The 24678-nt window shown below is 62.2% G+C and carries 27 protein-coding genes; 8 read left to right on the forward strand and 19 right to left on the reverse strand.

The window, feature by feature from the left end:
- Nucleotides 1–13: 13 nt before the first annotated feature.
- A complete protein-coding gene (miaA, locus tag ACMA5I_RS12460; RefSeq protein WP_525886607.1) occupies nucleotides 14–895 on the forward strand; it encodes a tRNA (adenosine(37)-N6)-dimethylallyltransferase MiaA in 882 nt (293 codons plus the stop codon).
- 30 nt (nucleotides 896–925) lie between these two features.
- Nucleotides 926–2497, forward strand: coding sequence for an ABC transporter substrate-binding protein (locus ACMA5I_RS12465; protein ID WP_525886608.1), 1572 nt, complete (start codon nucleotides 926–928; stop codon nucleotides 2495–2497).
- Here ACMA5I_RS12465 and ACMA5I_RS12470 read toward each other — a convergent pair.
- Entirely contained in the window at nucleotides 2494–2892 is a 399-nt protein-coding gene (locus ACMA5I_RS12470; protein ID WP_525886609.1) for a DUF6314 family protein, read from the reverse strand. The genes ACMA5I_RS12465 and ACMA5I_RS12470 overlap by 4 nt on opposite strands.
- Nucleotides 2893–2940: 48 nt before the next feature.
- Here ACMA5I_RS12470 and purB point away from each other — a divergent pair, with 48 nt between their 5' ends.
- Nucleotides 2941–4242 (forward strand): adenylosuccinate lyase, encoded by a 1302-nt coding sequence (gene purB / locus ACMA5I_RS12475; RefSeq protein WP_525886610.1) that lies wholly within the window; start codon nucleotides 2941–2943, stop codon nucleotides 4240–4242.
- 66 nt (nucleotides 4243–4308) lie between these two features.
- On the opposite strand, the gene ACMA5I_RS12480 is transcribed toward purB, so the two are convergent.
- The gene (locus tag ACMA5I_RS12480) at nucleotides 4309–4635 is read right to left on the reverse strand and encodes a DUF1476 domain-containing protein (RefSeq protein ID WP_525886611.1); all 327 of its coding nucleotides are present in this window, start codon (nucleotides 4633–4635) and stop codon (nucleotides 4309–4311) included.
- A 120-nt stretch (nucleotides 4636–4755) separates the two neighbouring features.
- Here ACMA5I_RS12480 and purC point away from each other — a divergent pair, with 120 nt between their 5' ends.
- The 5 genes from purC to ACMA5I_RS12505 are packed head-to-tail and all read left to right on the forward strand — an operon-like array spanning nucleotide 4756 to nucleotide 9511.
- Complete coding sequence (gene purC, locus ACMA5I_RS12485; RefSeq protein WP_525886612.1) at nucleotides 4756–5511, forward strand: phosphoribosylaminoimidazolesuccinocarboxamide synthase; 756 nt, start codon at nucleotides 4756–4758, stop codon at nucleotides 5509–5511.
- Between the two features lie 15 nt (nucleotides 5512–5526).
- Nucleotides 5527–5757, forward strand: coding sequence for a phosphoribosylformylglycinamidine synthase subunit PurS (gene purS, locus ACMA5I_RS12490; RefSeq protein WP_525886613.1), 231 nt, complete (start codon nucleotides 5527–5529; stop codon nucleotides 5755–5757).
- Complete coding sequence (gene purQ, locus ACMA5I_RS12495) at nucleotides 5754–6428, forward strand: phosphoribosylformylglycinamidine synthase subunit PurQ (RefSeq protein WP_525886614.1); 675 nt, start codon at nucleotides 5754–5756, stop codon at nucleotides 6426–6428. The genes purS and purQ overlap by 4 nt, the downstream gene beginning before the upstream one ends.
- A 7-nt stretch (nucleotides 6429–6435) precedes the next feature.
- Nucleotides 6436–8172: a sensor histidine kinase gene (locus tag ACMA5I_RS12500; RefSeq protein ID WP_525886615.1), complete on the forward strand. Its 1737-nt coding sequence runs from the start codon at nucleotides 6436–6438 to the stop codon at nucleotides 8170–8172.
- Nucleotides 8173–8176: 4 nt separating this feature from the next.
- A complete protein-coding gene (locus tag ACMA5I_RS12505) occupies nucleotides 8177–9511 on the forward strand; it encodes a sigma-54-dependent transcriptional regulator (RefSeq protein WP_525886728.1) in 1335 nt (444 codons plus the stop codon).
- Here ACMA5I_RS12505 and ACMA5I_RS12510 read toward each other — a convergent pair.
- From ACMA5I_RS12510 to ACMA5I_RS12590, 17 genes are all read right to left on the reverse strand, one after another.
- Complete coding sequence (locus ACMA5I_RS12510; protein ID WP_525886616.1) at nucleotides 9508–9753, reverse strand: hypothetical protein; 246 nt, start codon at nucleotides 9751–9753, stop codon at nucleotides 9508–9510. The genes ACMA5I_RS12505 and ACMA5I_RS12510 overlap by 4 nt on opposite strands.
- The gene (locus ACMA5I_RS12515) at nucleotides 9744–10640 is read right to left on the reverse strand and encodes a histone deacetylase family protein (RefSeq protein WP_525886617.1); all 897 of its coding nucleotides are present in this window, start codon (nucleotides 10638–10640) and stop codon (nucleotides 9744–9746) included. Before ACMA5I_RS12515 ends, ACMA5I_RS12510 begins: the two co-directional genes overlap by 10 nt.
- Nucleotides 10637–13411, reverse strand: coding sequence for a bifunctional [glutamine synthetase] adenylyltransferase/[glutamine synthetase]-adenylyl-L-tyrosine phosphorylase (locus ACMA5I_RS12520; protein WP_525886618.1), 2775 nt, complete (start codon nucleotides 13409–13411; stop codon nucleotides 10637–10639). The genes ACMA5I_RS12515 and ACMA5I_RS12520 overlap by 4 nt, the downstream gene beginning before the upstream one ends.
- The gene (locus ACMA5I_RS12525) at nucleotides 13411–14184 is read right to left on the reverse strand and encodes an enoyl-CoA hydratase-related protein (protein ID WP_525886619.1); all 774 of its coding nucleotides are present in this window, start codon (nucleotides 14182–14184) and stop codon (nucleotides 13411–13413) included. Before ACMA5I_RS12525 ends, ACMA5I_RS12520 begins: the two co-directional genes overlap by 1 nt.
- A gap of 56 nt (nucleotides 14185–14240) precedes the next feature.
- Complete coding sequence (locus tag ACMA5I_RS12530; RefSeq protein ID WP_525886620.1) at nucleotides 14241–14633, reverse strand: cytochrome c-type biogenesis protein; 393 nt, start codon at nucleotides 14631–14633, stop codon at nucleotides 14241–14243.
- Nucleotides 14630–16558, reverse strand: a complete 1929-nt coding sequence (locus ACMA5I_RS12535) for a heme lyase CcmF/NrfE family subunit (protein ID WP_525886621.1) — start codon at nucleotides 16556–16558, stop codon at nucleotides 14630–14632. Before ACMA5I_RS12535 ends, ACMA5I_RS12530 begins: the two co-directional genes overlap by 4 nt.
- A 52-nt stretch (nucleotides 16559–16610) precedes the next feature.
- Nucleotides 16611–17174, reverse strand: a complete 564-nt coding sequence (locus tag ACMA5I_RS12540; RefSeq protein WP_525886622.1) for a 3TM-type holin — start codon at nucleotides 17172–17174, stop codon at nucleotides 16611–16613.
- Nucleotides 17165–17776, reverse strand: a complete 612-nt coding sequence (locus ACMA5I_RS12545; protein ID WP_525886623.1) for a holin-associated N-acetylmuramidase — start codon at nucleotides 17774–17776, stop codon at nucleotides 17165–17167. Before ACMA5I_RS12545 ends, ACMA5I_RS12540 begins: the two co-directional genes overlap by 10 nt.
- A gap of 54 nt (nucleotides 17777–17830) precedes the next feature.
- The gene (ccmE, locus tag ACMA5I_RS12550; RefSeq protein ID WP_525886624.1) at nucleotides 17831–18241 is read right to left on the reverse strand and encodes a cytochrome c maturation protein CcmE; all 411 of its coding nucleotides are present in this window, start codon (nucleotides 18239–18241) and stop codon (nucleotides 17831–17833) included.
- Nucleotides 18231–19124: a YhjD/YihY/BrkB family envelope integrity protein gene (locus ACMA5I_RS12555; RefSeq protein ID WP_525886625.1), complete on the reverse strand. Its 894-nt coding sequence runs from the start codon at nucleotides 19122–19124 to the stop codon at nucleotides 18231–18233. The genes ccmE and ACMA5I_RS12555 overlap by 11 nt, the downstream gene beginning before the upstream one ends.
- Nucleotides 19121–20152 carry an N-acetyl-gamma-glutamyl-phosphate reductase gene (gene argC, locus ACMA5I_RS12560; protein WP_525886626.1) on the reverse strand — a complete coding sequence of 344 codons (1032 nt, stop codon included), beginning with the start codon at nucleotides 20150–20152 and terminating at the stop codon, nucleotides 19121–19123. The genes ACMA5I_RS12555 and argC overlap by 4 nt, the downstream gene beginning before the upstream one ends.
- A gap of 39 nt (nucleotides 20153–20191) precedes the next feature.
- Complete coding sequence (locus tag ACMA5I_RS12565) at nucleotides 20192–21025, reverse strand: sulfotransferase (RefSeq protein WP_525886627.1); 834 nt, start codon at nucleotides 21023–21025, stop codon at nucleotides 20192–20194.
- Nucleotides 21026–21129: 104 nt separating this feature from the next.
- Nucleotides 21130–21639, reverse strand: coding sequence for a 30S ribosomal protein S9 (gene rpsI / locus ACMA5I_RS12570; RefSeq protein ID WP_525886628.1), 510 nt, complete (start codon nucleotides 21637–21639; stop codon nucleotides 21130–21132).
- On the reverse strand, nucleotides 21639–22103 hold the full coding sequence (gene rplM / locus ACMA5I_RS12575) for a 50S ribosomal protein L13 (RefSeq protein ID WP_525886629.1): 465 nt from the start codon (nucleotides 22101–22103) through the stop codon (nucleotides 21639–21641). Before rplM ends, rpsI begins: the two co-directional genes overlap by 1 nt.
- A gap of 141 nt (nucleotides 22104–22244) precedes the next feature.
- Entirely contained in the window at nucleotides 22245–22649 is a 405-nt protein-coding gene (locus tag ACMA5I_RS12580) for a PaaI family thioesterase (RefSeq protein WP_525886630.1), read from the reverse strand.
- 3 nt (nucleotides 22650–22652) lie between these two features.
- Nucleotides 22653–23795 (reverse strand): heme A synthase, encoded by a 1143-nt coding sequence (gene ctaA / locus ACMA5I_RS12585; protein ID WP_525886631.1) that lies wholly within the window; start codon nucleotides 23793–23795, stop codon nucleotides 22653–22655.
- 90 nt (nucleotides 23796–23885) lie between these two features.
- Nucleotides 23886–24638: an RNA methyltransferase gene (locus tag ACMA5I_RS12590; protein ID WP_525886632.1), complete on the reverse strand. Its 753-nt coding sequence runs from the start codon at nucleotides 24636–24638 to the stop codon at nucleotides 23886–23888.
- Between the last annotated feature and the right edge of the window lie 40 nt (nucleotides 24639–24678).

Raw genomic sequence — 24678 nt, forward strand, 5'->3', positions numbered from 1 at the left:
CACATCCCTTGCCATGAACTGCCCCGTTCTCATCGCTGGCCCGACCGCCTCGGGCAAATCCGCGCTCGCGCTGGAGATCGCGGCGGCGCGCGGCGTGCCGATCGTCAATGCAGACGCCTTGCAGGTCTATGCCAACTGGCGCGTGCTCACCGCCCGGCCAAGCCCCGCCGAAGAGGCCGCGCATCCGCACCGCCTCTACGGCCATATCCCGCGCGACACCGCCTATTCCGTCGGCCATTGGCTGCGCGAAGTGGAACCGCTTTTGCCGCAAAATCCGGTGATTATCGGCGGCACCGGCCTTTATTTCATGGCGTTGACCGAAGGGCTCGCGCCGATCCCTCCCATTTCGCCCGAGACCCGCCAAACCGCCGACGCGATGGACCCCGCCGAAATGCGTTCGCTGCTGGAGGCGCGCGACCCGGAGACCGCCGCGAAGATCGACCTCGCCAATCCCGTGCGGATTCAGCGCGCTTATGAAGTGCTGATGGAAACCGGGCGCGGCCTCTCAAGCTGGCAGGCCGAGACGCCGCCGCCGCTGGTGACAGACGCGCATCGCCTCGTGTTCCGCCCCGAAGTGGACTGGCTGAACACCCGCATCAATCGCCGCTTCGATCAGATGATCGCGGAAGGCGCGCTTGAGGAAGCCGCCGCCAATCGCGACGGTTTCGATGCCAAACGCCCCGCCGATCAGGCGCTCGGCGCGAAGGAGCTTGTCGCCCATCTGAGCGGCACACTGCCCCTTGAGGACGCCATTGCCGCCGGCAAGCTCGCCACCCGCCAATTCGCCAAACGTCAGCGCACATGGTTTCGCAAACGGATGCGGGACTGGCACAGCCTCGATCCGGCCACACCCCTAAGCGCGCAAATCCGCGCGATTCCTAACCTGATCCCTTGATTTCGCCTGCTCTTCCGGCAGGATAGAGCGATGAAACGCTCCGACCTGTCCCGCCGCGAATTTCTCGCGCTCGCCTCTGTTTTTGCCGGTGGTGCGGGCTTTCCCGCTCGCAAGGCCTGGGCACAGGAGGCGGCGGGCGGCACGGTGCTGCGCATCCAGATGGACGTGCCGGAGTTCACCGATCCGCGCCTCTTCGAGCAGCCCGAATCCGCCAATATCCTGCGCGGCTCAAACGAAACGCTGATCCGCTATCGCCGCGACGGGCGGTTCGAGCCGTGGCTTCTCGAAAGCTGGGAGGTGAGCGAGGACGCCAGCCAGTATCGCCTAACCTTGCGCGAGGGTGTGCTCTGGTCGAATGGCGATCCCTTCACCCCCGAAGATGTGCTGTTCAACATCCGCCGCTGGTGCGATGCCGCGGTCCCCGGCAACTCCATGGCGAGCCGAATGGACGCGCTGATCGACCCGGAAACCGGTGCGCTCGCCGAGGGCGTCGCCGAGATCACCCGCCCGCGCGAGATCACCCTCACCTTGCGCAAACCCGACATCACGCTGATCGCCAGCATCAGCGATTATCCCGCGCTGCTGGTCCATCCGAGTTTCGACGAGAGCGGCGCCAGAATCGCGGAAAACTCCATCGGAACAGGGCCTTACGACATTGAGGTAACAGCGGGGAGCCGCGCCCGGCTCACCAAACGCGCCTCATGGTGGGGCGGCGAGGTGGCGGTGGAGACCATCGAGTATCTCGATCTCGGCCCCGACCCTTCCGCGCAACTCGACGCCTTCGCCGCAGGCCGGATCGACGCGAATTACCAGTCCACGGGCTGGTTCGGGCCGGAGTTTGACGCCATGGGGCTGAAGCGCTCAGCCATCACTTCGGGCGCGACCATTGTTTGCCGCGTTCACCGCGACGCCACGATTAACGGCGTGAAACCCTATGCGAACCGCACGCTCCGCCGCGCGCTGGCGCAGATGGTGGACAATGGCATCGTGCTCGAAATCGGCCATGGCGGGCGCGGGCTGCTGGCGATCAACGCCCATGTCGGCCCGATGCACCCAGATTTCGCCCGCATCGATTCCCTGCCCTATGACCCCTCCGGCGCGATGGAGGCGATCTACGGCACCGGATTCGCGGAGATGACCTTCACCCTGACGACCCTCGACGACGACTGGTCGCGCCTTTCGGGCGATGCGATTGCCAGCCAGTTGCAGGATGCGGGACTACGCGTCGCGCGCAGTATCCTGCCCGCGGGACCGTTTTGGGAAAACTGGCGCACGCATCCTTTCTCCGTCACCGAATGGAGCGCGCGACCGCTCGGGGTGCAGAATCTCGCGCTCGCCTATCGCAGCCACGCCGCGTGGAACGAGACCGGATTCGCAAGCGCGGATTTCGACGCCGCCCTCGACCGCGCGCTGGCGATTCCCGACAATTTCGCCCGCCGCGAGGTGATGGCGGAGCTGCAAACCATGCTGATCGAAGATGGCGCGATCATTCAGCCCTATTGGCGCGAGCTGTCGCAACATATGCGCATTGGCGTGACCGGGATGCATATCCACCCGATGCTGGAGCATCACCATGATCTCTGGCAGGTCGCCCCCGCTTAACGGCTGTAGCGGCTGATCATGGTGTAGGATTTGCGCGGCCCCTGCACCGTCCATGTGCTTTTCCAGCTTGGCCATTTCGCGAAGCAATAGACCACATCGTAAATATCCGGATCACACAAATGCCGCGCTTCGGGCGCGTCTGCATCGGGGTTGAAGCGGTGAAAAAAGCGGCCATCCTCGAAATAGACCGCAATCGCGTCCTCCTCCCGGTGCCAGCGCAGATGACGGGTCGCCCGGATCGGCGTCTGCCCATCCATCGCCAGCATCCCGTCCTCACGATAGATCGCGCCGAAGGGCGTTTCGGTAATCACCGCCTCGCCCTCGAACCGCGCGCCCGTCGACACCTCGCGCGCGAGATGCCAACTGCCGTAAAACCGTTCCATTGCCTTTGCCATGCCTGTTTGATAGGCGACTGTCATCTTCTTCTCAATGCGGTTGCTGCTATGATCCCTCGCTATTCTCGCCCCGAAATGGTTAACATCTGGTCGCCCGAGACCAAATTTCGCATCTGGTTTGAAATCGAGGCCCATGCGGGCGACAAAATGGCGGAGCTGGGGATTATCCCGAAAGAGAACGCCGAAGCGGTCTGGAAAGCCCGCGAGGTGGAGTTCGATGTAGCGGAGATCGACCGGATCGAAGCGGTCACGAAACATGATGTGATCGCGTTTCTCACCCATCTTTCGGACATCGTTGGCGCGGACAATGCGCGCTTCGTCCATCAGGGCATGACCTCCTCGGACGTTCTGGACACCTGTTTCAATGTGCAGTTGATGCGCGCGAGCGACATTCTTCTGGACGATATGGACAAGCTGCTCGCGGCGCTGAAAAAACGCGCGCTGGAGCATAAGGACACGATCACCATTGGCCGTAGCCACGGGATCCATGCCGAGCCGACGACCTTTGGTGTCAAACTCGCGCAAGCCTATGCGGAGATGGAGCGCAACAAGCGCCGCCTTGAGGTCGCCCGCGAGGAAATCGCGACGGCGGCGATCTCCGGCGCGGTCGGCACCTTTGCGAATGTCGATCCGCAAGTTGAGGAATATGTGGCGGAAAAAATGGGGATGCAGCCGGAAACGGTCTCGACCCAGGTGATCCCGCGCGACCGTCACGCCGCGTTTTTCTGCGCCCTTGGCGTGGTGGCGTCCTCGATTGAGCGCATCGCGACGGAAGTGCGCCATCTTCAGCGCACCGAAGTGCTGGAAGCGGAAGAGTTTTTCTCGAAGGGCCAGAAAGGCTCCTCGGCAATGCCCCATAAGCGCAACCCGGTTCTGACCGAGAACCTGACCGGTTTGGCCCGCCTCGTGCGCGGCTATGCGCTGCCTGCGATGGAGAATGTCGCGCTCTGGCACGAGCGGGACATTTCGCACAGCTCGGTGGAGCGCAATATCGGGCCGGACGCGACCATCACCCTCGATTTCGCGCTGGCGCGTCTGACCAATGTGATCGAGAACCTTGTCGTCTACCCAGAGACAATGCTGAACAATCTCAACAAGTTCAAAGGGCTCGTTCACAGCCAGCGCGTGCTGTTGGCGCTGACCCAGAAGGGCGTGAGCCGCGAGGACGCCTACACGCTCGTTCAGCGCAACGCCATGAAGGTTTGGGAAAAAGGCGCGGATTTCATGGAAGAACTCAAGGGCGATACGGATGTGCGCAAGGCGCTTTCGGACGAAGAGATCGAGGAAAAATTCGACCTCACCTATCACACCAAACATGTGGACACGATTTTCAAGCGTGTCTTTGGCTGAAATCGCCGCTCTTAACGTGAAAAACGGGGCCGAACGCCCCGTTTTTTAATGCCGATTGGGAAGTGTTTAAAATTCGCCCTGATCGATGATCTCGCCCTTGGCGCGGATCGTCGCCTCGGCGATGCGGGCGCGGATTTCCTTCTCCGTCACCTTGCCTTCGAGATCCGTCTTGAGCTTGCGGATCACATCCTCATCCCCGGCTTCCTCGAAATCTGCGCGGATCACCTCTTTGATATACTCGTCTGATTCCGCGTCGCTTTTGCCAAGAATTTCCGCCGCCCACTGGGCCATATAACGGTCGCGCCGCGCCTCGACCCTGAACTGCAACTCCGCATCATGCGCGAACTTGTTCTCGAAAGCGCGGCGGCGTTCTTCAAAATTGTCTGTGGTCATAAGGCCCTCCTCCAAACTCTTTATAGCGGATGTACGGCGCGCCGCCGAATAAAACAAGTCTGGCTTGCCCGAATGCCCCCCCTTCTTTATAGGAGGGGCAACCCAGCACAGGAGACGTCCATGGCCCGCCGCCGCATGATCTACGAAGGCAAGGCGAAGATCCTCTATGAAGGACCGGAACCCGGCACGATTATCCAATATTTCAAGGATGATGCCACCGCATTCAACGCCGAGAAAAAGGGCGTGATCGAGGGCAAGGGCGTGCTGAACAACCGCCTGTCTGAGCATTTCATGTCGGGCCTGAACATGATCGGCGTGCCGACGCATTTTATCCGCCGCCTCAACATGCGTGAGCAGCTCGTCCGCGCCTGCGAGATCATCCCGCTCGAAGTGGTGGTGCGCAATGTCGCCGCGGGCTCGCTCGCCAAGCGTCTGGGGATCGAGGAAGGCACGCCGCTCTCCCGCCCCATCGTGGAATATTACTACAAGGACGACGCGCTCGGCGATCCGCTGGTGACGGAGGAGCATATCCTCGCCTTTGGCTGGGCGCAGCAGCAGGATCTCGACGATATGGTCAGCCTCGCGCTCCGGGTAAATGACTTCATGTCCGGGCTGATGCTGGCCGTCGGCATCCGTCTGGTCGATTTCAAAATCGAGATTGGCCGGGTCTTTGAGGGCGATTATCAGCGCCTGATCATCGCCGATGAGATCAGCCCCGATAGCTGCCGTCTCTGGGACATCGAGACTGGCCAGAAGCTCGACAAGGACGTGTTCCGCCGCGATCTTGGCGATCTGGCCGACGCCTATACCGAAGTCGCCCGCCGCCTTGGCCTGATGCCCAAAGGCCCGGCGAACGGCCCGAAACTTGTTCACTAACCCCTTGAGGACGCCATGAAAGCACGGATTTTTGTCACTTTGAAAAACGGCGTTCTGGACCCGCAGGGGCAGGCCATCGGCCACGCGCTCGGCGCGCTTGGTTATGACGGCGTGGAAGAGGTCCGGCAGGGCAAGCTGATCGAGCTGGATCTGAAAGACGGCACTTCCGAGGACCAGATCGCCAAAATGTGCGAGGATCTGCTCGCCAACACGGTGATCGAAGACTACCGGATCGAGCTCGCATGAAGGCCGCCGTCCTCGTCTTCCCCGGCTCCAATTGCGACCGTGATCTGGCCGTCGCCTTCCGCGCGGCGGGGTTCGAGACCGAGATGGTTTGGCACAAGGATGCGGCGCTGCCGAAGGTCGATCTCGTCGGCGTTCCGGGCGGCTTCTCCTTCGGCGATTATCTGCGCTGCGGCGCGATTGCGGCCCGTGCGCCGATCATGTCCGCGGTCAAGGATCACGCGAAGAAAGGCGGCTATGTCCTTGGGATCTGCAACGGTTTCCAGATCCTGACCGAAGCCGAAATGCTGCCGGGCGCGCTCCTGCGCAATGCGCAGATCAAATATCGCTGCCACCCGACCCCGCTCAAGGTCGAGACCACCGACAGCCCCTTCACGAGCCAATATCGCCAAGGCCAGACCGTCAATTTCCCGGTCGCCCATCACGACGGCAATTACCGCGCGGATGAGGAGTTGGTGAAGCGTCTTTACGGCGAAGGCCGTGTCGCGTTTTCCTATGCCAAAGAGGGCGGGATCAATGGCGCGGCGGGCCATATCGCGGGCGTTCTGTCGGAAAATCGCCATGTTCTCGGGCTGATGCCACATCCGGAGCGCGCGGCGGACCCGGCGCTTGGCGGTACGGATGGCAAGGCGATGTTCGCCGGGCTTGCGGAAAGCCTCGCGGCGGTCGCCTGAGAGGCGCATGGCGCAGCAAGCGGCGCATACCACCCCTTCCCGGCGACGCCCCTATCTCTGGCTGGTCGCGGGTCTTGTTCTGATCGCGACGCTGGCGCTGATCGTGATGGCGTCGAGCTTTCTGGGCAAGCGCTACACGGCGGGTCTGCGCGATCAGGCGGGGATCCGCGCCAATCTCTACACCGGCGCGATCACCTCGCTTTTGCAACGAAGCTCCGTGGTGCCGCTCCTGCTCTCGCGCGATAGCGAGCTGATCCAGGCCCTCCGCGCCGACCAATATCCGCTGACCTCTCAACGCCTTATCGAATTTCGCGACGAGCTTGGCGCGTCCTCCATCGTGCTTCTGGACGACACCGGCCGCACCGTCGCCTCCTCGGACCGCGCGCTGATCGGCACCAATATGGGGACCTCGGCCTTTTACACCGCCGCGCTGCGCGATCTCGACACGATCTTCACCTCCGAGCGGATGGACAACAACGTCACCAGCTTCTATTTCGCCCGCCGCATCATGGACGGGAACCAGCTTCTCGGCGTGGTCGGGGTCGCGGCGGAACTCAGCCGGCTGGAGGAAAGCTGGCAACGCTCCTCGGCGATCATCACGGTGACGGACAGCGAGGGCAACGTGATCCTCTCCTCCCGCCCGGCCTGGCGCGGGCAGAATTACCCCGAACTGATGAACCGCCTCCGGGCGCGCGGGCAATTCAAATCCGTCACGAATTTCTTCAGCCGCCTCTCCGGCTCCAACGATCTCGTCGAGGTCGGCAACACGAATTTCCTTGAAATCGAGACGCCGGTGCGATTCCGGGGCTGGCAACTTCATTATCTCGCCTCCATCGAGGATGTGCGCGCCCGCGTCTCCGCCGCCATTGCCACCGCGATCATGGCGCTCTCGCTGATCGCCACGGGGATTTTCTTCCTGCTGGTGCGCATCGCGCAGCGCTCCAACGTGCGGCTGACCCGCGAATCCGCCGAGCTTCGGGCGCTCAACCAGCGGCTGACCGAAGAGATCGGCGCGCGTGAAGAGGCCGAGCAGAGCTTGAGAGTCGCCGAGCAAAGCCTTGTGCAGGCATCGAAACTCGCCTCGCTCGGGGAAATGTCCGCCGCCGTGAGTCATGAGTTGAACCAGCCGCTCGCCGCGATGCGCACTTATCTCGCGAGCGCCCGGCTTCTGCTCCAGCGCCAGCGCCACAATGAGGCGCTCTCCTCGTTCCAGCGCATTGACGATCTTTTGACCCGCATGGGCGCGATCACCCGGCAACTCAAAAGCTTTGCCCGCAAGGGCAGCGACGATGTGCAGCGCGTCGATCTGCGCAATGTGGTCGATGCCGCGCTCTCCATGATGACGCCGCAATTCTCCCGCGGGGACATCGAAGTCACCCGCATGATGCCGCCGCATCCGCTCATGGTGATGGGCGATCCTTTACGTCTTGAGCAAATTATTGTTAACCTTTTGCGCAATGCGGTGGATGCAACAGCCGGACAGGAGGAGCGGAAGATCGACATATTCGCCATGGCAGGCAGACGCGTGCATATCCGCGTGCGCGACAATGGCCATGGGATTGACGATCCCGAAGCGCTTTTTGAGCCGTTTTACACGACCAAACCGGCCGGTGAGGGGACCGGGCTTGGGCTGGCACTCTCCGCAGGGTTTGCGAATGATATGGGCGGGCGGCTGACAGCACGCAACATTGCGCCGCGTGGCGCGTTGTTCGAGCTGGAACTGCCTGCACTGGAAGAAGGGTAAATATATGGCCGAAGGGTTCAAGGTCGCGGTGGTGGATGATGAAGAGGTGATGCGCGAGTCTGTCTCGCAGCTTCTCGACCTCTCAGGATACGCGCCTCTGGTCTATTCCGACGCGGCATCTGCGCTCAGTGAGTTAACGGCGGAGTTTGCCGGGATCGTCATCACCGACATTCGGATGCCGGGCATGGATGGCATGGAACTGCTCCGCCGCCTTCAGGCGATGGATGGCGCGCTGCCGGTGATCCTCATCACCGGTCATGGCGATGTGCCGATGGCGGTCGAAGCCATGCAGATCGGCGCTTATGATTTCGTCGAAAAACCGTTCGATCCCGAGCGGTTGCTGGGGCTTGTTGAGAAAGCCTCCGAGCTTCGGAAAAAGGCGCTGGAGACCCGCGCCATCCGCCGCGAGCTGGCCGATTCCGAGACGCTGCAAGCCCGCCTCATCGGCGCCTCTCCGATGATGACCAAGCTGCGCGAGCAGATCGTCGATGTGGCCCAATCGGACGGCCATGTGCTGATTTTGGGCGAGACCGGGACCGGCAAAACCTTAACGGCGCAGGCGATCCACGCGACCAGCCCGCGGCAGGGCAAGGCCTATAATTCGGTCTCCTGTCAGGGGCAGGACCCGGAGACATTGGAGCGCCTGCTCTTCGGCCCGCAAGCCGGGGACACCGCGCCGTTGGTGAATGCCAGCCGCGATGGCACCCTCGTCATCGAGGATATCGACGCGATGCCGGACAATGTGCAAGCCCGTCTCGTCTCCTATCTCGCCGCCCGTGAGGCGGGCGATCCGGCCGAGCGCGCCGGCACCCGGATCATCGCGACGAGCAGCAACACGCAGCTCGCACAGGCCGCGCTGGTCCGCGACGATCTTTACCATCGTCTCGCGACCATGCAGATCACCCTCGCGCCGCTGCGCGAACGCGGCGAGGATATCATCACGCTCTTTAACCATTACACGAGTTATTTTGCGGATGAATATGGCGGCGCGGCCCCGAGCCTCAGCCCCTCCGAAGTCGCCGCGTTTTTGCAAGCGCCCTGGCCCGGCAATTTGCGTCAACTCATCAATCTGAGCGAGCGCGCCGCCCTTCTCAATCAAGAGGAAGAAGGCGCCATGGCCGCACTGATTGGGCAACTCGCGATGGAAAACGGCGAAATCCCGGCGCAGTCCAAGGCCCTCAAGGAGCATGTGGACGCCTTCGAGAAAACGCTGATCGAGAACACACTGCGCCGCCATAACGGCTCCGTCGCCGCGGTGATGGAGGAACTCTCCCTGCCCCGCCGGACGCTCAACGAGAAGATGCAGCGCTACAATATTAACCGGTCTGACTTCACCTAAGAGCGGCGGCGCTTCGGCGTCGCCAGCCCTTCCTTGAGCACGAAACTCATCGGATGGGCGGGCGCCGTCGCGCCGTAGCGTAGATGCAGCCGCCGAACCGCCTCGGGCAGATCATCCGGCGCGCCCGGCCCCATGGCCCAGTCGAAAAAGATGCTCCGCGCCTCGACCAGACTCAGCCCCTCAATGCGATAGGCCTCGCGGATCAGCCCGCGCGGATCGTCGGGATCGCGGCTCACAGCCATGTCGCGGCCTCCTCAAATGTGTTGGCGTGACGGGCGGCGAGCGCCCACGGGTCGCGATCATAGCCGCCCCCGAGGGCGAAGGCGAGCGGCAGGTGCCGCGATCTGGCCCAGCGAAACACCGCCCGGTCCCGCGCCCGGAGCCCCTCTTCCGTTAACGAAAGCCGCCCCAAACGGTCGCCCTGATAAGGGTCCACCCCGGCGTTGAAAAACGCGAGGTCGGCCTGCGGTAACGCTTCCAGATTTTGCTCCAGCACCTTGAGATAAAACGCATCTTCGGTGCCGTCCTGAAGCGCCACATCGAGATCACTTTGCGCCTTCTCCATCGGGTAATTCTTCGCCGCGTGGAGTGAGAAGGTAAACACGCGCGGCTCCTTTGCGAAGATCCGCGCCGTGCCATCGCCCTGATGCACATCGAGATCGACGACCACGATATTTCGCACAATCCCCTCATCAAGCAGCGCCTGCGCCGCCACGGCAACATCGTTAAACACGCAAAATCCTGCGCCGCCCTCCGGCCCCGCATGATGCGACCCGCCCGCGCCGCTGCCCGCCAGCCCATGCTCCAGCGCGAGCCGCCCGGCCAACAATGTGCCCGACGCGGACAGCCGCGCACGGCGGGCAATCGTGTCGCTCCCCGGAAGGCCGATGCGCTTTTCTTCCGCCCTGGTTAACCGCGCGCCAAACACCCGCTCCGCATAGCCGATCTCATGCACCGCCGCGATCTGGCGCAGCGGCGCGGGCGCCGGCGCGATATAGCCGCCCGCCTCCGGCAAGAGGCCGCGCCGCGCCAAAACATCGCGCAAATACCCATATTTAGACATGGGAAACCGATGACCGGGCCGCAGCGGCGCGACATAATCGGGATGCCAGACAATCGGCAGGCTCACGGCGCGAGCTTCGCTTCGATCACCGCCCGCGCGGCTTGCGCGTGATCCGCCAATTGCGCCGCGAGCGCATCCATATCCGCCGCCTCAAATCGCTCCAGATAAACATTGCGGCTGGCCGTCCCGAGCCGCTCGACATTGAGCGCACCATTCGCCGTGATCCGCACGATCTGCTGAAGTTTGCGATAAAAATCCAAGGCTTGCGACAAGGTGTTCGCATCCTCTGCCGTGATAAACCCCGCCTCCGCCTGCGCGTCAATCTCGGCCTTCCCCGTGAGCAAATGCCCGGTCTGCAGCAGCAGTTCCACATCCATGAGCCGCCCGGAACCATATTTGATTTCAAAGGGTTCGATCTTCTCTTCCGGGTGCGCCTCGGCCAGCCGCCCACGCATGTCCTGCACATCCTTCAGAAGCGCGACGCGATCGCGATCTTTGCTTAAAACCTCGTCGACAACCTCTTGGATTTTCGCCTTTAATCCGTCCGGCCCCGTCAAAATCGCCGCGCGCGTGAGCGCCATATGCTCCCAACTCCACGCCTCATTTTTCTGATAGGACTCAAAGGCCGACACGCGGATTGCGACCGGCCCCTGCTTACCCGATGGCCGCAGCCGCATATCGACCTCATAAAGCGGGCCTTCCGCCGTCGCCACCGTCAACGCATTGACCAGCGCCTGCGTGAGCCGCGCGTAATAAGCCGTGATCGCCAAAGGTTTTTTCCCGTCCGACGCCTCCGCGTCCTCGGGGTCGTAAATGATGATGAGGTCGAGATCAGACTGCGCCGTCATCTCGCCGCTGCCAAGCTTGCCCATGGCCACGACCGACCAGCCAAGACCCGGCGGCGGCCCGTGGCGGCGGGAAAATTCAGCCTCCACCTCCGGCGCGATCCCGCGAATGGCAACGGTCGCGATGTCCGAATAGCTGCGCGCGGCCTCCTCGGCGCTGACGATCCCGCGCAGCAGCAGAACGCCCGTGCGAAAATGATGATCCTTCACCCAACGGCGCAGCGCATCGAGGCGGCGCTCGTAGTCATCCTCTTGAGAAAGCTTGTCTTTTAGCGACGCCGCCAGCGCCTCCGCGCCTTCCAGAGGCGCAAAAAATTGCCCTGTCACGACCGCATCCAGCACTTGCGGGCGCTGGCCGAGATAGGTCGCAAGCCGCGGCGCCGTTCCGCAGATTTCGATAAGCAAATCAAGGATTTGCGGCGCGGCTTCAAAGAGCGAGAAAATTTGAACACCGGCCGGTAACGCCTTGAAAAAGCGATCCAATTGCAAAAGCGCATCGTCAGGGGCATCGGATTCTCCCAGAAGTTCAAGGATCCGGGGCTGGATGCGCTCAAAGATACGCCGCGCGCGGTCGCTGCGAAAGGCCGGAAGCGCGTTCCAACTCGCCATGAGCGTCTCGGCCTTCTCCGGATCCTCGAAACTTTCGGTCGCCGTCGCGCCTTCCTCCGGCGTGCCGCGCTCCTTGCGATAGAAACTTTCTGCAATGTCATGAACCTCTTGCAGATGGTCTTGCAAGTTGGCCTTGAACGCGTCCACATCCTCTTCGCCGCAAAAGGCCGCGAGCCGCGCGAACCCTTCTTCGGAGCCGGGCAAAAGATGCGTCTGCGCGTCGTCAAACATCTGCATCCGGTGCTCCATCTCCCGCAGGAAGCGGTAGTGGGTGATCAACTTCTCCGAGATGTCCGTTGAAATCCATTTCTTTACGGCGAGTTCCTGAAGCGCCGGAACGGTCTCGCGCATCCGCAAATCCGGGTCGCGCCCGCCCGCGATGAGTTGCCGGGTCTGGGTGAAAAATTCGATCTCGCGGATCCCGCCGCGCCCGAGTTTCAGGTGATGGCCCGGCAAGGTGATCGGTCCATGCAGTCCCTTCTCGGACCGGATGCGCAGGCGCATGTCATGGGTATCCTCAATCGCGGCAAAATCCAGATGCCGCCGCCAGATAAAGGGCCGCAAACGTTGGATAAATTCCGCGCCCGCCTCAAGATCACCCGCTGCTGGCCGCGCCTTGATCCAGGCGGCGCGCTCCCAGTTGCGGCCAAGGCTCTCGTAATAGCTCTCCGCCGGGTCCATCCCCATCACGACGGGCGTGACGGCGGGGTCCGGGCGCAGGCGCAAATCGGTTCGGAACACATAGCCCTCGCCCGTCACCTCGGAGAGCAGCTTCACCGTTTTCTGCACGACGCGGATGAAACTCTTGCGCGCGGTCAGATACTCCTCAGGCGGAAACCGGTCCTGATCGAAGAGCATGATGATGTCGATATCGGAGGAATAATTCAGCTCCCGCGCGCCCATTTTCCCCATGGCGAAGGGCACGAGGCCAGCCTTTTCAGGATCGTCGCCCTCTTCCATCCCTGGCAATTTGCCGCGCTTGATCTCGTTTGAAATCAAGAGATTGAGCGATGCTTTAAGAGCGCCATCCGCGAGATCCGACAGCGCGCCAGTCACCTCTTCCAAGGACCAAACGCCGCCAAGATCGGCGAGCGCTGCGATCAGTGCGACACGGCGTTTCGCCTCCCGCAAACGGGTCGACAGCGCCGCCTCCTCCTCCCGCGAAAGATCCGCTAGCTCCGCCGCGAGCGCCGCTTCGGGGTCGTCCGCCGCGCCCTCGAGCCAGTCGCCTTCGCGGCGGATGAGTTGCGCGAGATAAGGGCTGCACCCGGCCGCGCCCGCGACCAAATCGCCGAATTGGCCGCCGAACCGGGCGCCCGCCTCCTTGCCGCGTTCTTCGTCAAACGGGATCGGGCAGCGGGTCAGACGGTCGGCTAAGCTCATTATTTCCCCTGATAATTTGGTATCCGCTTTTGCAGAAAGGCGATGACCCCCTCAAGGAAATCCGCCGACTGGCCAAGCACACCCTGCGCCTTCGCCTCGACGGCAAGTTGCTCGTTAAGGGATTTGTCATAACTCCCGCGCAGCGCCTCTTTGATGTGACGATAGGCAAGCGTCGGGCCGTTGGCCAGCTTTTGTGCGATGCGATTTTGCTCCGCCGTGAAGGCGTCATCCGGAAAAGACGCCCAGATCATGCCCCAATCATCGGCCTGTTTCGCGGTGATCGGCTCGGCCAAAAGCGCCGCGCCCATGGCTTTCGAAAAGCCCATCTGACGGGGGAGCCAATAGGTGCCCCCTGCGTCGGGCAGAAGGCCAATACGCGCGAAAGCCTGAATGAAAACAGCGCTTTCTGTCGCAATCACAATGTCCGCTGCCAGCGCCAGATTTGCGCCTGCGCCCGCAGCCGGGCCGTTCACGGCTGCGACGGTCGGCAGTTTGCAATTGTAAATCGCGTTCAGCATCGGCTCATATTCGTCGCGCAAAACCGCTTCGAAATCGATTTCGGACGGGTGCTTCGTGTCTGACAGATCCTGACCCGAACAGAACGCACCCTCGGCCCCGGTGAAGACCAGCACCCGCGCCTCGCCCTCCGCCTTTGCCACCGCGTCAATGATCTCGCGGCGCATCTGGCTCGTCAGCCCGTTTTTGGTTTGCGGACGGTTAAAGGTGATGGTCGCGACATTCTCCGTCACATCGTAGAGGATTTGTTCATACATGGCTGGATCTCCCTTTTGCGCCGACGATGCGGCGGAACGCGGCGCGGGCGCAAGATTTATCCCGCGTCACTCCGATTGGCCGCGCGCATGGTTAACCACACGAAAATCCCGCCGATCAGCAGAATCACCGGCCCGCTGGCCCACAGGATCCAGTTGAGGCCGGATTTTTCGGGGCGCATCAGAATATCTTCCCCGAACCGGGCTTTGGCCTGATCGCGAATCTCGTTGTCGGTGAGGCCCATCGAGATTTGCTCGCGTACAAAGAGCCGCATGTCGCGGGCGAAATCGGCGTTAGAGCCCTCGATGGTCTCACCCGCACATTGCAAGCAGCGCAGTTCCTGGCCGAGCGCCACGGCGCGGGATTCCTGAACAGGATCAGCGAGTTGCTCGTCGGGGTTCGCAGCGATTGCGGCCCCGGCCCAGAGCAAAATAAGCAGCACGCGGATCATCGGACCACCTCCCCCTTGCGCCGACGCCGGTCGCTCAGCGAGAGCATCCCGCCGAGCGCCATCAGCGCGCCGCCGATCCAAAGCCAGAGCGCCAGCGGTTTGATATAGGCGCGCAGCACCCAGCGGCCATCGTCCTGCCGGTCGCCGAGCGCGAGGTAGAGATCTTCCTTAATGGTCGAGCGGATCGCGGCCTCGGTGGTCGGCATCCCGGCGCCCGGATAGAAGCGTTTTTCGGGGACCAGACGGGCGATCTCCGCACCGCCGCGACTGACCTGCACATCGCCGTCAAGCCCTTGGTAATTCGGACCATTCGCATTGGTGATGTCGACCAGCGTCAGCGTGTAGCCGCCAATTTCCAGCGTGCCGCGCGGCCCGAGCGCCGCCACATCTTCGCGCGCCCAAGTTGTGACCATCACCGCGCCGATAGCGAAAATCCCGAGGCCGCCATGCGCCAGAACCCTGCCCCAATCGGCGGCGCGGATACGGGTGAGTCGCCCCAGATTCCAGCGCGCTTTTTCGCCAAGATCGACCAGTGCGCCGAGCGTGACCCAGAGGCCGAACGCCGCGCCGAGCGGGCCAATCGCGCTGCGGCCCGAGCGGATCGCGAAGGCGAGCGCCCCGATGGCGATGGCGAGACCGGCCGCATACAGCACGGTCTGCGGCAGGCGCGCGAACCGCCCGCGCCGCCATGGGAGCAGCGCGCCAATCGGCAGGACGAGCAGAAGCATCGCAAAAATCGGCGTCACGGATTGGTTAAAGAATGGCGCGCCGACGGAGACCCGTCCGCCAAAACCGATCTCGATAATCAGCGGCCAGAGCGTGCCCATGAAGACGACAAGACAGGCCGTGATCAGAAGCAAGTTATTGATGAGCAAGGCCCCTTCCCGGCTGACCGGGGCAAAGGGCGCGCCTTGGCGTAGGCTGCTGGCCCGGAGCGCAAACAAGGTAAAGGCCGCGCCCATGAACACGGCGAAAATGCCGAGGAGCGCCAGCCCGCGCTCCGGGTCCACCGCGAAGGCATGGACCGAGGTGATGATGCCCGAGCGCACAAGAAATGTGCCGATCAGTGAAAAGCCGAAAGCGATGATGGCGAGCAGAATGGTCCAGACTTTCAGCGTCTCGCGGCGTTCCACCACGAGGGCGGAATGAAGCAGCGCGGTCCCGGTTAACCACGGCATCAAAGAGGCGTTTTCGACCGGATCCCAGAACCAGAAGCCGCCCCAACCGAGCTCATAATAAGCCCACCAACTGCCGAGCGTGATGCCGATGGTCAGGAAAATCCACGCCGCCAGCGTCCATGGCCGCACCCAGCGGGCCCAGGCGGAATCGACGCGCCCCTCGATCAGCGCCGCCATGGCGAAGGAAAAGGCGACCGAGAAGCCGACATAGCCGAGATAGAGGAAGGGCGGGTGGATCGCGAGGCCCGGATCCTGCAGGAGCGGGTTGAGGTCCGCGCCTTCGAGTGGCGGGCGGGCGAGGCGCAAAAAAGGGTTAGATGTGAAGAGCATAAAGGCCATGAAGGCGACGCCGATGCTCCCCTGCACCGCCAGCACATTCGCCCGCAGCCGCCGCGGGAGCGCCGATCCGCGCAAGGCCACTGCCGCGCCGAATGCCGCCAAAATCAGCACCCAAAGGAGCAGCGAGCCTTCGTGATTGCCCCAGACCCCAGTGATTTTATAGATCAGCGGTTTGTCCGTGTGGGAGTTGTCGGCCACCAGTTTGACGGAGAAATCCGAGGTCACGAAGGCCTTGGTTAACGCCGCGAAGGCGATCAGCACCAACGCCAGTTGCGCCAGCGCCGCGATGCGCCCGACCTCCATCACACCGCGCCAGCCGCGCTGCGCGCCGGCAAAGGCCAAAACCGCCTGCGCAAGGGCAAATGCGAAGGCGAGGATCAGCGCAAAATGTCCGATTTCTGCTGTCATCACCGCCTCTTTTGACAGAGGCGGCGACAAAGGGCAATTGCTCCCGCGCGCCCTAGCGGCGCATCGCGCGCCACTCTTCGAGCGCGGCGTTCCAATCCGGGTCCGCCGGGCGGCGCGCTTGTGAAGATATGGCCTTAACAGGCTGCGGCTTCACGGATTTTGGCGCGTTTGGCACTTCACGTTCCGGCGCTGTGTTCACCGTATCCACCGGCAGCGGCACGGTCACACTTGGCCGCTGACCACGCGCGTGATGCAGCTCCCGCGCGCCGAAATAAAAGCTCACAATCGCGCCAAGAAGCCACCAAAGCGCGTCCGGCACATAGGCGAGCCCCTTCATCCGCTCCGTAAACCCAATCGGTTCCGCCATCGCATAGACGAACAGCCCCATTGTCCCGAGCGCCAAAAGAGGACGCGGCAAGCGATTGAGACCATTGATAAAACGGTCGAACCCGCCGCGCGCATGACCAAACTCCGCCGCATATTGCCCGAGCGATGCCATATAGGCGTGATGCGCATTCGCGGCCTCGGCGGTGCGGTTCGGGATGAACACTTCGGCCACGTCCTTTGCGCCGCCGAGCAGATTGCCAAACCCCATGATTTTCCCCATCACGCCCATGCCGACACCCGCGCTTTGTGATCACTCAGCGAAAAATGAAACCGCTTGGCGATGAACTCTTCCGCCCGCGTGATCCAACCGCCCTTCCCGCCATCGCGGCGGCGCGCATATTTGCGACTCGCCGCCCGCGCATCGGCCAGTTTGTAGTAATAATTGCGCCGCGCGATCCCATAGGAATCGACGAAATGGTCGGGCGCCTTCTCCATCACACGCGCCGCCGCGCCGAGCGTTTCGGGACCGATCGCGCCGTCTACCTTCACCGGCTCGCCAAACTGCGCCAGCAGACGTTGCAGGATCTTCACCGCATGGCCGCCCGCATTCACATACATGTCGAACACGCTGACCTGGATCGGCGCGGGAAGGCCTTCGATTCCGGGCTTTTGGAAGTAGTCCTTCACAAAGATCTCTTCGGCCTGATCCGCCGTCAGACGCCGCACATCCGCCGCGTCGATCCGGCCATTTCCGTCGAGATCGAGGCCAAGCCGCCGCATGGTATGGATCGTCACGCCGAAATTCGTGGCGCCGCCGGGATCATCCGGATCATTCACATAGCCGCCTTCGCGCCGAATGATCTCCCGCGCGATGTCGTTGACTGTTTTCATAAACACCCCTGCTCGCACCGCCCGAGCACAGATATCGCCGAAATTGGTTAAGATTTATTGTGCAGTCGCCTGAAGGGCGTTCTCAAGCTCGCGCGGCATATAGCTTTCATCATGCTTGGCGAGGATTTCGGAGGCCACGAACACCCCCTGCTCCAGCGCGCCCTTGCCTACCATGCCCTGCCCCTCGGTGAAGAGATCGGGCAGGATCCCGCGATAACGCACGGGGATGCTCGCGGCGCCGTCCGAGACCAGAAATGTCACGGTTTCTCCGCGCTTTAGGCTGCCATCTTCAACCATTCCGCCAAGCTGAAATCGGCCTTCAGGGGCCTGCGCGAGCGCTTCGGAGGGGGTCAGATAGAGGTTGATATTGGCGCGAAGCCCGTAGCCGATCAGCGCGCTCGCAGCGAGCAGCACGCTCGCGGCGATCACCGCGATGCGGATGCGGGCTTTCTTGCTATTCCTCATCAAGCTCCTCCAGAGCCTGCCGCCGTTCATACCCGTGAATCGCGGCATTTACCTCTGCCCCGAAAATAATAATCGCGCCGGTGATGTAAAAGAAGAGCAGCGTCACGATCACGCCAGCGATGGAGCCATAGGTCAGCGTGTAGCTCGGCGCATAGCTGAGATAAACCGAGAACAGCGTCGCCGCGATCACCCAGAGCAGCACGGAGACGAAAACGCCGCGCCAGAGGAAGGTGATTTTGAGGTCATGTTTGGGGAGCAAGCGGTGCATCGCCATCAGAAAGCCCGCGAAGAGAACCCCTCCAACAAAATAGCGTAGCGCGTTGATTCCCAACGGAACATCGAAGCCGATGGAGTGGCTCATCGTGTTGATTTGGCGAATGATAAGCGGGCCCAGGATGATGATCAGCGAGAGCATCGCCGCAACCAGTGCGCCGCCCAGAACGAAGCCCATCGAGGTCAGGCGGCCGCGGATCATGCCCTTTTGCTCGGGGAAGCCATAGGCGCGATCAAAGGCGGTGCGGAAGGCCTCCACCGCGTTAGAGGCCACAAACATCGTCATCAGGAAGGAGATGGTTAGCAAACCGTCGGTCCGTTGGTCCAGCACCTCGCTCACCACCGGCTCCAGCGTCAGCGCGATATGCTCCGGCGCATATTCAAAGAGCGCGGAGAGCATGTCGGTCGCTCCATAAGGACCGAGCAATATCCCTGTGATTTTGAACGCAAAAATCAGGAAGGGGAAGAAGGCGAGCAGCACCGAATAAGCGATATAGCCCGCCAGTGCGCCGCCATCATGGCGCGCGAATCCGGCAATGGCGCGTTTCGCGACATCGAAGGTCTGGCCCCAGTTGAGGCCGATACGGCGCGGCGGTGTGGGTGTCGTCATGGGAACATCGGTGCAGCGGTCAGACCCGCCGTCTCCTCCAGACCAAGCATAAGATTTGCGTTGTGAAGCGCCTGCCCGGACGCGCCTTTCACCAGGTTGTCGAGGGTCGAGAACACGATCGCCCGGCCTTCCCGGCGATCCGCGACCACCCCGATCCGGCAGAGATGCGAGCCGCGCACATGGCGCGTATGCGGCGCGTCGCCAAGCGGCAGCACATCCATGAAAGGCTCGGTTTTATATTCGAGATCAAGGGTTTCGTGGATTTTCTTCGCATCGCCCTTGAGATAGATCGACGCCATAATCCCCCGGTTTTGCGGCAAAAGATGGGGAATGAAGGTCGGCACGACCTGTCGGCCCGCCGCTTTCGACATTTCCTGTTCAAATTCCGCCAGATGCCGGTGACCGTTCAAGCCGTAAGGCCCGTAGCCCTCGGAAATCTCCGCATGGAGCATCGCCTCTTTGGGCGAGCGCCCGGCCCCGGACACACCGGTTGCGAGAGAAATGATGATCTCATCGGGGTCCACCACGCCGGCCTTCAACAGCGGCAGCATCGCCAGATTGCCGGTCGCCGCGTTGCAGCCTGTGCCCGCGACCAGCCGCGCCCCGCGAATATCATCCCGATAATGCTCGGTGAGGCCGTAGACCGCCTCCTCCTGCAACTCGGGCGCGCTGTGCGGGCGGCCATACCATTCCTCGTAAGCCGCCAGATCCCGCAGCCGGAAATCCGCCGAGAGGTCGACGATCTTCAGATCACGCGGCAACTCCGACACCACCTCCTGCGTGGTCGCATGGGGCAAGGCGCAGAAAACCAAATCGATACCGGAGAAATCCACATCCTCGATCCGCTGCAGCACCGGCAGATCGAGATGCGCCAGATGCGGGAACACCGCGCCCATTTTTGCGCCCGCCCGGCGATCCGCGGTCAGCGCCCCAATCTGCATCTGCGGATGCCCGGCAATCAGGCGAACGAGCTCGGCACCGGTGTAGCCACTGGCCCCGAGAATAGCGATGGTTTTCGTTGTGTTCATATCGTTTCGGATAACGCCCGCCGCGGGGATTGTCCATTGTCAGAACTTGTAACCGAAGGATTCCCAAACACCGTGACCATAACGTCGCCGCCCATGCTGCGGCAGGTAGCGGGCGTTGGAATTGCGGATCTCGGCAAAGCGCGGATCGATGGCTTTCAGCTTGGGCGGCCCGAGCACCGCGCCAAGCCCGCTCGCCTCGATCGCGCCGCGCGGATCCTCGCAAAAATCCTCATAGCGGATCACATAGCAATCCGGCCCCAGATCGCGCTTGGTGATGCTGTAGGCGGCGTCCCAGTGATGCAGCAGCCGTTCCCGGCCCGCCGCGTTCCATTTCATCGTCGCCCCCGCCACGGCGCGCGGATCGCGGGTCACGATCAGGATCTGGCAGCCGGGAAACACATGGCGCAGCCAGGGGATGCGCACGAGATTGGGCGGGCTCTTCTCCACCAGCAAATCGCTGTCGCCGACGATGAACTGCGACCACTCCGCCATAATCTCGGAGCGCACGGTCTCCGGGTCGTCGGGCAAGGCAAACTGCGCCCGCGGATCAAACGCAAATTCCCCCGCCCCGCCAAAGCGCTCCCCCGTCGGAAACACCGATTGCAGATGCTGGCCTTCACTTTCCGGCACAGTCGCGCGCAGACAGGCGACATCATAATGGGCGTGAATATAATGCTCGATCAGCGTGGTGCCGCTGCGATGAAGGCCCCCGATGAAGAGATAGCGGGTGATCTGCGGGGCGTCGTTGTAAATCTCGCTGGTCAGCCGTGCGGGTGTCGCCGGGACATACACATTCAGCCCGAAGGCATTGAGAACACGTCGAAAGAGGCGGTCAAAACGCGTGCCTTTCAGACGGTTCTTCACTGCATCCATGTGTTTTCCAAGCCAAATTTTATATAAATTGGCGGGTTCACACGGGAGATACAATTAAAAAAACCGCCCGTGACGGGCGGTTTTTAATTTTCTGGTAAATAATATTAACGCTTCGAGAACTGGAAGCTGCGGCGGGCTTTCGCGCGGCCGTATTTCTTCCGCTCGACGACGCGGCTGTCGCGGGTCAGGAAGCCAGCAGCTTTCAGCGCCGGACGCAGCTGCGGGTCGTAAAGCGACAGAGCCTTGGAAATGCCGTGCTTCACAGCGCCAGCCTGACCCGACAGACCGCCACCTTTCACGGTGGCCATCACGTCAAACTCGCCTTCCACACCGGCGACCGAGAAGGCCTGACCGATCAGCATCTGGAGCACGGGACGCGCGAAATACTTGTCCATCTCCTTGCCGTTCACGGTCACATTGCCCTTGCCCGGCTTGACCCACACGCGGGCCACGGCGTCTTTACGCTTGCCGGTCGCATAGGAGCGGCCCAGCTCGTCGCGGACAGGCTCGGTCGGCGCACGGTATTCGTTGCTTTCAACCTCTGCACCATTTGCAGCGGCATTTTCGTTCACGGCGTCTTTCAGGCCGTCAAGCGATTTGATGTCTTCAGCCATTATGCGCTCCGGGTGTTCTTCTTGTTCTTCGACGCGATGTCGAGAACGGTGGGGTTCTGCGCTTCATGCGCGTGCTCGGCACCCGCGAAAACGCGAAGATTGGTCATTTGCTTTTTCGACAGCGGACCGCCCGGCAGCATACGCTGAACGGCTTTCATCACCACGCGCTCCGGGTGCTCGCCTTCGAGAAGCTGGCCAGCGGTGCGCTGCTTGATGCCGCCCGGATGGCCGGTGTGCCAGTAATAGACCTTGTCCGAGCGTTTCTTGCCCGTGAGCTGCACCTTGTCCGCATTGATGACAATGACGTTGTCGCCCATGTCCATATGCGGGGTGAAGGTCGCTTTGTGCTTGCCGCGCAGACGCATCGCGATGATCGAGGCCAGACGCCCCAGAACGATGCCTTCCGCGTCGATCAGCACCCATTCTTTTTCGATATCTGCCGGTTTGGCGGAATAGGTTTTCATGACGTGTTTCCCTTGATGGGTCGGAAATTCAGATTGCGCGGTTATATGGGGGTTCTTTGGCGCAATCAACACGCATGAACCGAAATTATATGAGCAAATTCAGTGCTTTATAATTTTGGTATTAAAATACCCCATCCCATCTCAGTCTTTCGGGATGGAATAGGTCACCTGAGCATGGGCCACGGGCGCGTCCTCGCCCTCATTGTAGATCGTGACATCCCCCACGGCGAGGCTCTTGCCCATTTTCAAAATCCGCGCATCGCCGTAAATCGCAGGCCCCGTAGGTTTGCGCATGAAATTGATGTTGAGCCCCGTCGTAACCGACAGCAGCTTCGGCCCGATCTTGCTCAGGATCGCGAAATACATCGCGAGGTCCGCCAGCGCGAACATGGTCGGCCCGGAAACCGTCCCCCCCGGCCGCAGATGCGAGTCGCTGACCGCGAGGCGCAGGGTCAGCTTCTCGTCATCCTGATGGGTGATCTCCCACCCCTCCCCGATCTGCGGGAACACTTCGCGCATCAGCGCCTGAATCTCTTGCTTGTCCATGGCTTACCCCCGGATCGATTGTGCGGGCGGATAGCCTGCGGTGAAACGCGCATTCAGGATCAGCACGATCAGCAGGATCGCCCCGGTCTGGTGCAGGATCGCCAGGTTCAGCGGCGCGGCATAGAGCAGCGTCACGATCCCCAAGGCCACCTGGAAAAGCATCATGATCGCCACCAGCGCGAAGGCCGAGCGCATCGCCGCAATCGGTGCCTTGCGCGCTTTCCACCACATGAACGCGCCGAGGATGACCAGCAGATAGCCGACCATCCGGTGGAAGAACTGCACCGGCGCCGGGTTCTCGATCAGGTTCTGCCAGCCAAGCGCCGGGTCCCAGAAATTATAAGGCACGAAAGTCCCGCCCATCATCGGCCAGTCCGTATAGTTGCGTCCCGCGTCGATCCCCGCGACAAGCGCGCCGAGGATGATCTGGAACGCCGCCAGATGCAGCAGGCCCGTGGCGCCGCCCCAAAGCCCCTTGTCCCGGTCGCGCCGCGCCTGGATGAGCTGCGCCTCACTGCGGCCAAGGCGCAGCACCCACCAGATAATCAGGCTCATGATGAGGAAAGCGAGGCCCAGATGGGTCGCCAGCCGGGTCGAGGCCACGCTGACGCGCTCGCTGCCCGCAAGGCCGGAGGACACCATCCACCAGCCGATCACGCCCTGAAGCCCGCCCAGAATGCCGAGGGACAGAAGGCGCCCTGTCCACCCCGTCGGGATTTTCTTGGCGAGCAGGAAATAAAGGAACCCCACACCCCAGACGAGGCCAACGATCCGCCCAAGGAAGCGATGCCCCCATTCCCACCAGTAAATCGTCTTGAACTCCGCCAAGGTCATATTGGGGTTCATTTCGGAAAATTGCGGGATCTGCTGATAAAGCGCGAACTCGCTGTCCCAATCGGCGGCGCTCATCGGCGGAATGGCCCCGGTGACCGGCTTCCACTCCGTGATCGACAGCCCCGCATCCGACAGCCGCGTCAGCCCACCGACCACGATCATCGCGGCGACCAGCACGAAAAGGCTCATCAGCCAAATCGCGATCTGGTGGCGGTTCTTCGCCTTGGTCTCATCCCGCCGCTGCGGCACCGCTTTGGGTGCCTCGCGGGTCTCGGTGGCAACGTCCTCGAAAATCTTGCGGTTCTTGGCCATGGCGTCCTCGTTCAGCTTGGGCTTGATCTAAACCGCAGGCCCGCGAGCGGCAAGAGGAACACAGATCTCTTAACGCCCGATGACTGCGCCCTATTTCTCCTGACGCCGCGTCAGCGCCCGGATCATGCCGTGCCAGATGCGCACATCGCCATCCGTCAGCGGCATCCGCGAGATCATATTGCGCAAATTGGCGATCATCGACGGGCGCTTATCCTCGGGCCAGAAGAAATGCGCCCGGTCAAGCGCCTCCTCCAGGTGATCGGTCAGCGCATGAATGACCTGACCCTCGGCCCGCTCGGGAAACTCCCGCTCCGGCGCGCCCTGCTGGCGCATCCATTCATAGGCCACGAGCAGCACACATTGCGCGAGATTGAGCGATGCAAAGGCCGGGTTCACCGGCACCGTGATGATCGCATCGGCCCGCACAATATCGCTGTTTTCAAGGCCCGCCCGCTCCGGGCCGAACATCACGCCGACCTTCTGGCCCTGCGCCATGCGCGCCCGCGCCTCGGCCATCGCCTCCTCGGGAGTATAGCAATCCTTGACCAGATCCCGCGGCCGCGCCGTGGTCGCAAAGACGAAATTGAGATCCGCCGTCGCCTCTTCCACCGTGTCCCTCAGCATCACCTGATCGAGCACCCGGCCCGCGCCCGACGCCATCGCCACCGCTTTTTCATTGGGCCAACCGTCGCGCGGCGCGACAAGCCGCATCCGGTCGATCCCGAAATTCCACATCGCCCGCGCCGCCGCGCCGATATTCTCGCCCATTTGCGGGCGCACGAGGATCATTGCGGGAACCTGCCCCGCCCAATCCGCTGCTTTGTCATGATCTGTTCCAGCCATGCGCACCCTCTAGCGACCTCTTGCGCGGCGGGCAAGGCAT

The organism is Jujubicoccus corallicola, assembly GCF_047345645.1.
Taxonomy (GTDB): domain Bacteria; phylum Pseudomonadota; class Alphaproteobacteria; order Rhodobacterales; family Rhodobacteraceae; genus JBLEFH01.

Bases quoted from the DNA above. Each gene is read 5' to 3' on its own strand.
- ACMA5I_RS12545 (WP_525886623.1), bottom strand. From the start codon at position 17,776: ATGAAAACAGTCAACGACATCGCGCGGGAGATCATTCGGCGCGAAGGC.
- purQ (WP_525886614.1), top strand. From the start codon at position 5,754: ATGAAGGCCGCCGTCCTCGTCTTCCCCGGCTCCAATTGCGACCGTGAT.
- ACMA5I_RS12535 (WP_525886621.1), bottom strand. From the start codon at position 16,558: ATGACAGCAGAAATCGGACATTTTGCGCTGATCCTCGCCTTCGCATTT.
- ACMA5I_RS12590 (WP_525886632.1), bottom strand. From the start codon at position 24,638: ATGGCTGGAACAGATCATGACAAAGCAGCGGATTGGGCGGGGCAGGTT.
- ACMA5I_RS12525 (WP_525886619.1), bottom strand. From the start codon at position 14,184: ATGTATGAACAAATCCTCTACGATGTGACGGAGAATGTCGCGACCATC.
- purS (WP_525886613.1), top strand. From the start codon at position 5,527: ATGAAAGCACGGATTTTTGTCACTTTGAAAAACGGCGTTCTGGACCCG.
- ACMA5I_RS12505 (WP_525886728.1), top strand. From the start codon at position 8,177: ATGGCCGAAGGGTTCAAGGTCGCGGTGGTGGATGATGAAGAGGTGATG.
- purB (WP_525886610.1), top strand. From the start codon at position 2,941: ATGATCCCTCGCTATTCTCGCCCCGAAATGGTTAACATCTGGTCGCCC.
- ACMA5I_RS12510 (WP_525886616.1), bottom strand. From the start codon at position 9,753: ATGGCTGTGAGCCGCGATCCCGACGATCCGCGCGGGCTGATCCGCGAG.
- ccmE (WP_525886624.1), bottom strand. From the start codon at position 18,241: ATGAGGAATAGCAAGAAAGCCCGCATCCGCATCGCGGTGATCGCCGCG.
- ACMA5I_RS12500 (WP_525886615.1), top strand. From the start codon at position 6,436: ATGGCGCAGCAAGCGGCGCATACCACCCCTTCCCGGCGACGCCCCTAT.
- ACMA5I_RS12530 (WP_525886620.1), bottom strand. From the start codon at position 14,633: ATGATCCGCGTGCTGCTTATTTTGCTCTGGGCCGGGGCCGCAATCGCT.
- argC (WP_525886626.1), bottom strand. From the start codon at position 20,152: ATGAACACAACGAAAACCATCGCTATTCTCGGGGCCAGTGGCTACACC.
- miaA (WP_525886607.1), top strand. From the start codon at position 14: ATGAACTGCCCCGTTCTCATCGCTGGCCCGACCGCCTCGGGCAAATCC.
- ACMA5I_RS12465 (WP_525886608.1), top strand. From the start codon at position 926: ATGAAACGCTCCGACCTGTCCCGCCGCGAATTTCTCGCGCTCGCCTCT.
- ACMA5I_RS12555 (WP_525886625.1), bottom strand. From the start codon at position 19,124: ATGACGACACCCACACCGCCGCGCCGTATCGGCCTCAACTGGGGCCAG.
- purC (WP_525886612.1), top strand. From the start codon at position 4,756: ATGGCCCGCCGCCGCATGATCTACGAAGGCAAGGCGAAGATCCTCTAT.
- ACMA5I_RS12470 (WP_525886609.1), bottom strand. From the start codon at position 2,892: ATGGCAAAGGCAATGGAACGGTTTTACGGCAGTTGGCATCTCGCGCGC.
- ACMA5I_RS12540 (WP_525886622.1), bottom strand. From the start codon at position 17,174: ATGGGCGTGATGGGGAAAATCATGGGGTTTGGCAATCTGCTCGGCGGC.
- ACMA5I_RS12480 (WP_525886611.1), bottom strand. From the start codon at position 4,635: ATGACCACAGACAATTTTGAAGAACGCCGCCGCGCTTTCGAGAACAAG.
- ctaA (WP_525886631.1), bottom strand. From the start codon at position 23,795: ATGGCCAAGAACCGCAAGATTTTCGAGGACGTTGCCACCGAGACCCGC.
- rpsI (WP_525886628.1), bottom strand. From the start codon at position 21,639: ATGGCTGAAGACATCAAATCGCTTGACGGCCTGAAAGACGCCGTGAAC.
- ACMA5I_RS12520 (WP_525886618.1), bottom strand. From the start codon at position 13,411: ATGAGCTTAGCCGACCGTCTGACCCGCTGCCCGATCCCGTTTGACGAA.
- ACMA5I_RS12565 (WP_525886627.1), bottom strand. From the start codon at position 21,025: ATGGATGCAGTGAAGAACCGTCTGAAAGGCACGCGTTTTGACCGCCTC.
- rplM (WP_525886629.1), bottom strand. From the start codon at position 22,103: ATGAAAACCTATTCCGCCAAACCGGCAGATATCGAAAAAGAATGGGTG.
- ACMA5I_RS12580 (WP_525886630.1), bottom strand. From the start codon at position 22,649: ATGGACAAGCAAGAGATTCAGGCGCTGATGCGCGAAGTGTTCCCGCAG.